Source organism: Psychrobacter sp., assembly GCF_030457785.1.
GTDB lineage: Bacteria > Pseudomonadota > Gammaproteobacteria > Pseudomonadales > Moraxellaceae > Psychrobacter.
This window is the reverse complement of the sequence record NZ_JAKDUI010000128.1, coordinates 1-7,996: the sequence shown is the minus strand read 5'-3', so window position 1 is coordinate 7,996 and position 7,996 is coordinate 1. Positions and strand designations below refer to the sequence as shown.

At 43.9% G+C, this 7,996-nt stretch carries 6 protein-coding genes; 3 read left to right on the top strand and 3 right to left on the bottom strand.

What is annotated here, in order from left to right; all coding sequences use genetic code 11:
- Positions 1 to 239: 239 nt before the first annotated feature.
- Positions 240 to 680 (bottom strand): HIT family protein, encoded by a 441-nt coding sequence (locus L0J61_RS07320; protein WP_301465704.1) that lies wholly within the window; start codon positions 678 to 680, stop codon positions 240 to 242.
- Between the two features lie 318 nt (positions 681 to 998).
- Here L0J61_RS07320 and L0J61_RS07315 point away from each other — a divergent pair, with 318 nt between their 5' ends.
- From L0J61_RS07315 to L0J61_RS07305, 3 genes are all read left to right on the top strand, one after another.
- The gene (locus L0J61_RS07315; RefSeq protein ID WP_301465703.1) at positions 999 to 1,802 is read left to right on the top strand and encodes a hypothetical protein; all 804 of its coding nucleotides are present in this window, start codon (positions 999 to 1,001) and stop codon (positions 1,800 to 1,802) included.
- Positions 1,803 to 1,981: 179 nt separating this feature from the next.
- Positions 1,982 to 3,892, top strand: a complete 1,911-nt coding sequence (gene ilvD / locus L0J61_RS07310) for a dihydroxy-acid dehydratase (RefSeq protein ID WP_301465702.1) — start codon at positions 1,982 to 1,984, stop codon at positions 3,890 to 3,892.
- Between the two features lie 328 nt (positions 3,893 to 4,220).
- Positions 4,221 to 5,399 carry a sodium:proton antiporter gene (locus L0J61_RS07305; protein WP_301465700.1) on the top strand — a complete coding sequence of 393 codons (1,179 nt, stop codon included), beginning with the start codon at positions 4,221 to 4,223 and terminating at the stop codon, positions 5,397 to 5,399.
- A 100-nt stretch (positions 5,400 to 5,499) separates the two neighbouring features.
- On the opposite strand, the gene L0J61_RS07300 is transcribed toward L0J61_RS07305, so the two are convergent.
- Positions 5,500 to 6,900: a serine hydrolase gene (locus tag L0J61_RS07300; protein WP_301465698.1), complete on the bottom strand. Its 1,401-nt coding sequence runs from the start codon at positions 6,898 to 6,900 to the stop codon at positions 5,500 to 5,502.
- A gap of 384 nt (positions 6,901 to 7,284) precedes the next feature.
- Positions 7,285 to 7,827 (bottom strand): GNAT family N-acetyltransferase, encoded by a 543-nt coding sequence (locus L0J61_RS07295; RefSeq protein ID WP_301465706.1) that lies wholly within the window; start codon positions 7,825 to 7,827, stop codon positions 7,285 to 7,287.
- Between the last annotated feature and the right edge of the window lie 169 nt (positions 7,828 to 7,996).

Below are 7,996 nucleotides of genomic sequence, written 5' to 3'. Positions count from 1 at the left end.
TCTATCATACTCCTTTCAAAAACCCCAGTTACCCAGCGCTCTTGTAACAATAAATTAACGATTGTTACATGACTATTACCAAGCATTAAAAAAGGCAGCTCGTTGGCTGCCTCTTGAGATTGTCCCTGTTCCTTGGGATTAGGATAACAAGGATGTTTTAACGGTTATCCAATCCCTAGAAGCTGTGTCCTAGAGTCTGTGCTCTGGTCAGTTATCGCTTAGCCTCCGATGCTGAAAATCTAACCTGCGATAGCAGCCGATAGCTCCTCTGCCATTTTAGCAAGCACTTCGCCATCTACCTGCTTTGACGCATGAATACCCAGCTCATGTATATTCCCTGGAATCAGGTGTATATGGTAATGGAACACCGTCTGCCCTGCTTGCGAGCCATTAAGCTGCATTTGAATAATGCCTTCACGTTCAAATACCTGACGCTGCGCCTGCATGACTTTTTTTGCAGTCATAAGAACAGCTGCGGCATACTCTGGCTCAAGATCTGCCAAATCAACGGCTTTTTGCTTTGGGATGACTAACACGTGACCTTCCGCCTGCGGCATGATATCCATAAAAGCTAAGGTTTTATCATCTTCATATACTCGGTGACATGGAATGTCACCCGCCAGCATCTTTGCAAACACATTATTATCGTCGTATATCACTGCTTGATTGTCTTTACTCATTTTTATTCCTTTGATGGTTTAGTAGCTAATAATGGATTAACTGTTATTGATTGATTAACGGTCTCATTGGCTTATTTTCTGCTGCATAACGGACAATTGGTTTATAATATAGTGGACGAAATACAGCCTGAGCACAAGCCACTATAATTCTGTGACAATCACTACCCCTATTGAACTAGATAAGAACCACCACTCTCTATAATGATCGACCTCACTTGCTGAAACATCACGTGCTAATAAGATGTCACTTACTAATTTATTGGCGAGCCAGTCACTTTAAATGTTATATTACCAATCTATTTTAATAACACGGCGTTTATGGATTTGCAGACCCAAATAACAGGTAGCGATAATGCTGATACAGCAGACGATAACACAATACTGATGTCTACATCAGCACATGCCATGTCTAACGATCAAGATTCAGAGCAACCAAATACCACCAGCTCTGTAAATGACGCTCAAACCTTGCCGCCTAATGCAATTATTCTGGCCGAGGTATTGACCGATACCGCTATCAACTGGCAAATACATAACTGCAAAATCACGCAAAAAACCGTGACCCAAGATTTACCGCTGCCATTTTTATACCATTACGACAGTCTCGACGACAGCGTAAAACAAGCACATCCTTTAACACCCAGCCTACTTGCCCAATTCAATACGCCCATGAATGCTCAAAAAGCAGCTGAGCTAATTGGTATTGATGAAGCGTTGATCACCAGTCCTTGGCATGTGAAAATTATAGGTTCATTGGTGGTATTTAGTGAGGCATTGCAACTGGCAGTTCGGCTACATTGGACAAACACTGGTAAGCAAACCCAGCAGGTGTATACCAAAGATGCCTCGAAAGCGCTTACTACTGCTCTAAAAGACTGGCAGTTTTTTGGTCGCATGGACGTTCTTTATAAAAACAATAGCCAAACACTGATTAGCATCGCTGAAGAAAACGCTGACAGACAACATCAGGTACAAACCGCTGAGTCAATTTTAACCTTAACGACTAGTAGCGATTACAACCAACTAGCAAGCAGCCACGCATTGGCAGTGATTGCGAAGCTAGAAAAAGAAAAAATCGACCTACCTTGGTTTGACAAAGCAATCGCTGAACGCCTTGAGTAAGCCTTTATGCAGATCGGCCCATCGCACTTGTCTGAGCATGTTTAGTTATTCATAGCTAATGGTATGGTAACGACCTAGTATTATTCACTAGTACTCACTCACTATAAAAAGCACACTATTAACATAACAGCTGAGGCTGAATACTTTCACAAACCTCGCTTATCTGTAAGGAATTTTATATGGATTATCGCTCAAAAACCTCTACAGGCGGTCGTAACATGGCAGGTGCCCGTGCACTATGGCGTGCTACTGGCATGACAGATGGTGACTTTGGCAAACCAATCATTGCGATTGCCAACTCTTTTACCCAGTTTGTACCTGGTCATGTACACTTAAAAGACCTCGGTCAAATGGTCGCTCGTGAAATCGAAAAGGTCGGTGGCATCGCTAAAGAGTTCAACACCATCGCAGTCGATGACGGTATCGCCATGGGTCACAGCGGTATGTTGTACTCACTACCAAGCCGCGATCTCATCGCTGACTCTGTTGAGTATATGGTCAATGCCCACTGCGCTGATGCCTTAGTTTGTATCTCAAACTGCGATAAGATCACCCCTGGGATGCTGATGGCTGCAATGCGTCTGAATATCCCTGTCGTCTTCATCTCTGGCGGCCCCATGGAAGCAGGTAAGGTCATCGCTAGTACCGTGGGTCAAAGCCATAATAACGACGGTGACAGCGACTCTCATGCTACCGACAATAAGGGAAATGCGGTTCGCAAGCTTGATTTGGTTGATGCCATGATGGATGCTGCTGATGACACCATCAGTGACGAAGATGTCTTGGCAATCGAAAGCTCAGCATGTCCAACCTGTGGTTCTTGCTCTGGCATGTTTACTGCCAACTCAATGAACTGTTTAACAGAAGCCTTAGGACTATCGCTGCCTGGTAACGGCTCGCTATTAGCAACCCATTCATTACGCCGTGAGCTATTTTTAGAAGCGGGTCGTACGATTGTATCTTTAGCCAAACGCCGCTACGAGCAAAACGATGAATCTGTACTCCCACGCTCTATCGCTACCAAAGCCGCTTTTGAAAATGCAATGAGTTTAGACATCGCGATGGGCGGTTCAACCAATACTATCTTGCATCTATTGGCGGCAGCGAATGAAGCAGAAGTTGATTTCAAAATGGCTGATATCGACCGTCTGAGCCGAGGCGTTCCTTGTCTGTCTAAAGTTGCTCCTGCTTCGCAAAAATACCATATGGAAGACGTACACCGAGCTGGTGGCGTCATGGCATTGCTTGCTGAACTGGATCGAGCCGACTTACTAACCACGGATATACCGACCATTCATAGTGCAACGATGAAAGAAGCCATCGATAAATGGGATATCATGAATCCGGATAACACTGAGGCTCGTGCACTGTATATCGCTGCTCCAGGTGGTGTCCGCACCACACAAGCATTTTCACAATCCAAAGAGTGGCCAAACCTCGACGTCAATCGTGAGTCAGGCTGTATCCATAGTGTTCAGCATGCCTACTCACAAGATGGCGGTCTTGCAGTACTGTATGGCAATATCGCCGAGCGTGGCTGTGTGGTTAAAACAGCAGGCGTTGACGAAAGCATTTTAAAATTCACCGGTCGCGCGCGACTCTTTGAATCACAAGATGCTGCTGTCGAGGCAGTTCTGAATGACAAAATCGTCGCTGGTGACGTAGTCATCATCCGATACGAAGGTCCTAAAGGTGGCCCTGGCATGCAAGAAATGCTCTATCCAACCACCTACTTAAAATCAAAAGGCTTAGGTAAAGAATGTGCGTTATTAACTGACGGCCGCTTTTCTGGTGGCACATCAGGCTTATCGATTGGTCATGCCAGCCCAGAAGCTGCAGAAGGTGGTGCTATCGGTCTGGTTGAAGAAGGCGATACCATTCATATCGATATCCCAAACCGTACCATCAATATGCAAGTAAGCGATGCAGATTTGGCAGCGCGACGTGAGGCAATGGAGGCACGCGGCCGTGACGCTTGGAAACCAGTAAGTCGCGAGCGTTACGTCACTCCTGCATTACGTGCGTACGCCGCAATGACTACCAGCGCTGATACTGGCGCGATACGCGATGTGAGTCAAGTCGAGCGCTAATCTAATTACTGAAATAAGATAAGTACTTAAACAAGCTAAGCAATAAAATAAACACTGTTATTCTCATGCTTGAGAGCTAACTCGTGATGTAAGAAAAAGCCTGCATAATGCAGGCTTTTTTTTCACCAAAAAACAACGTGTCACACATTTCAATAACGATTTTTTGCGATGATAAACCTTTTTTGGCGTCATTATAGAAACTGTAAAGAGAAGAAACATTATTTCCATCACTTATTAAGAATGCAATAAAGGTGCGTGCTGGGCCAGTACGTTCTTTCTCAACATCACCAACAAAATTTTTCCTGAAATAACGGCGTGCGTATCCACTATGATTGAAAACTATAGTCTACTTTTATTAATTTGCGGCGGCGCCTTTTTGATAGGTGCCTTGTTCCCTATCGTCTTTAAACGCACACCTATTTCTATACCCATGTTGCAAGTCAGCTTTGGTCTCGCCATCGGGCATTGGTGGACCACGCTATCATTCTTGGACCCTATTGATAACGGCTTAATCATTGAAAAACTGACCGAACTCGTCATCCTAGTATCACTGGTTGGCGCTGGCATTAAGATTGATACAGAATTTTCTTGGCAACTGTGGCGCCCAACCGTACGTCTGTTAATGATTGCCATGCCTATTGGCATTTTTTCGATGGCAGTATTGGGCTATTACACATTCGGACTGAGCATCGGAGCCGCCATTTTACTCGGTGCTGTATTGGCACCAACCGATCCAGTACTGGCATCTAGTATTCAAGTAGGACCACCGAATACAAAGGGTGAAGACATCTCTCGCTTTACCTTGACTTCAGAAGCAGGACTAAACGACGGGTTGGCCTTCCCATTTGTTTATTTGGCAATAAAAGTAGCAGAAGCATTTAGTGAAGGCGATCGTTTCACCAGCGATATGCTCTGGTCTTGGTTTACTCATGATGTATTATGGAAAATCGGTGCAGGTTTGGTGGTTGGTATCGTCGTTGGCAAGGTTATGGCCAAACTTGTTTTTTCAAAATATAGCCAAGACACGATTATCTCTCAGGGCTATGTGGTCATTGCTTTGACCCTAGTGGCATATGGGTTGGCAGAGATCGTAAATAGTTATGGGTTTATCGCCGTGTTTGTGGCGGCATTTGCATTTCGACGTTCAGAACATGAACACCATTATCATCAAAAACTACACGATTTTGCAGAACAATCTGAGAACTTACTCATGTCTCTAGTGCTTGTTACTTTTGGTATGCTCCTGGGACAGGGTTTACGATCAGGTTTTGAGCTGACATGGCGCGTTTATATCGTAAGCTTTGCTTTCCTCTTATTGATACGTCCTATCAGTGCATGGATTGCTTTATCTGGCTTGAACCTTCCTCGCACCGAAAAATACGCCATATCAGCATTGGGTATCCGTGGTATTGGATTGGCACCATATATTATTTGTCTTACGCCCTCAATCAAGGGTTCTTCGGCGATGAAGACGCGCTCAAATTATGGGTTGTCTGTTCAATCGTGATTTTGATATCCATCCTTATACATGGTTTGAGCGCCAAGAAGCTGCTCAAAATGACAACCAACTGATTTCGGTCAAGATACAATCAGTCTTATTGATATTTTCAGAACTCTGTATTAACCAAACTTAATACTGCTTCGGTCAGTGCAAATTGACGAGCATCATTGAGCATGGTCACGTCGAAATTATGGACAAATGCAAATGACAGTTGTCGCGTAGGGTCACACCAAGCAACCGATCCGTTATAGCCCATATGACCAAACCCTTGCTCATCAGCATTTAAAGAATGATTTGCTTGGTTTTGGCAAATGCTAAACAGTCGATGATAACCCAATCGCCAATACATATGTGCTGGCATCACTGCATCTGCACCTGTCACTTGCGGTGCTGACAATTGCTCAAACGTCGCACTATCAATCAGCACCTGCCCTTTCCACTCGCCACCGTTGGCCAACATCGCATAGATAGTAGCAAGCGCCTGAGCGGAAGCTACTCCATTAGCAGCTGGTATTGTGGCTTGCAGTGTCTCACGACGATGATAATCGATCGGTTGTTTATTAGCAGGCACCAATGCTGATTTATAATTTTTTAGGTTGAGCTGACTGGTTTTGAAATACAGACTATTGATGATTGCAGTGGTTAGTCGAGGTGATACATCCTTGCTATGCTCGTTTGAACGCTTGCTACTGCTGTGCTCAGCTGATTGTTTATTTGTTAGAACCTGCTGCCAACACGCAGTACTGGGTAAATTTGCATAGACTTGCAAGGTGCGTTCGGAATCTGGCTTTAGCTTAGGCTTATGTTGTTTTTGACTTGGCTTTGACTCTTCTTCATTTGATATTGCAAAATCCTTAACCAGTTTTGCCACTTGATTGACTTTGTTGTCTGGCACACCAAAATAACAACTGTCTGCGATACCTAATGGTTCCGTTAAGTATTTACGTAGGGCATTTGCCAATGACATATCAGTAACGGTTTCTATCAACCCGCCTAAAACCCAACCATAAACCAGCGCGCTATACGCACTATCATACAAATCAGCGTCTACAGGGGCAACTATCGGCATCTGAGCCACTTCGCTAATCATTTTTGACCAATCAAGCAAGGCTTCACTATCCACATCGATACTTTGAATCGAAAATAAACTTGCTTGATGGGACATCACTTGGCGTAAGGTGATATGCGCTTTTCCGTTGGCAGCAAAGGCAGGCCAATACTCTGCGATAGGGACATCATAAGTGAGAAAGCCCTGTGAAACCAAAACATGCATCAGCGTTGCCAATATCCCTTTTCCTGTAGAAAAGTTAATCGCAAGCGTTTCAGGCTGCCATGATGTATCCAATTGTGATGAGCCCACACTTGCCTGTGCAATACACTCTCCTGCCTGATACACAACCACGGCCCCGCCAGCTGGCGCATCCTCTAATTGTAAATCGGTCAATATATGTTGTAAGCGCTGCTGAAATGCAGTATCAATGGGCTTGTTGGTATTTTGATTTCTCATTGTATTTTCGCCTGTTATCTTGTTTTTGCTACATCTTAACATCTTGAGCGCTATGCAATTTAAAATGATACATCATAGACGTTTTTATAGGCTCTAGTTTTTCGTTTTAGCACTACTTCGGTTTCCTAATAAACTACCCACTACCTTAAAGGTAGTGGCTTTTTACGCAGTTTTGGCAAAACGGAATTCTCTAAAAGCTAGAGTGACAATAAAATTCTCAGAGAAATTTCAGATATGGCTACTGACCCAAAATTAATCTCAGAATTGTAGGCTTGTCTTTTCATTGTCGTACTCTTTCAGAATGTTAAATCTCCGACAATTACAGGGTGATTCACAACGACCTCCCCTACTTTTTTGAGTAGACCTTGCCTACCACTGTTGCTACTACCTTTTAACCCACTCTTCTCTGGTCATCTTATAAAATACGTGCTCGGCCAATTCGTGGTCAGGCTCCAAGGCAGGATGATAAAAGTTGTTTTGCATATTGACCATATTCAGACGCTCCATGACCAATTGAGACTTTGCGTTGACACAAGCAGTGAATGAAACGATCTCATCAAGTTTTAACGTCTCGAACGCAAAATTTACAGCAGCATTGGCAGCTTCAGTTGCATAGCCATATCCCCAATAGATTTTACTCAATCTCCAGGCTATTTCAACGCAAGGAGAAAACGGCAAGCTATCCTCTCGTTCATGTAAGCCAACAAAGCCAATAAAAGCATCGCTATCCTTTAGAGCAACTGCCCATAGCCCCCATCCTTTACCTTCTATGATAGATTGCAACTTCATCGCCAGAGCCTTACTTTCATCTAACGACAAGTGCTTCGGAAAGTAAGCCATTACCTCATCATCTGCACTCATTTCAGCAAATACTGCGAAGTCACTGTCTTTCCACTGTCTCAACCGAAGACGATCTGTTTCTAGCATATTTGCTCGCATACCGACGCTACCTTTTACGATACATATCTCTTATGACAAATTACTCATTATCAGAGGCAAGCATCTACAAAAAATTGATTGTTGTCTGATTTTTGGTTACTATACTTGTGCCCATTTCTTTTCGATAGGGTTTAGGTCAGGGCTGTACGGTGGCAGC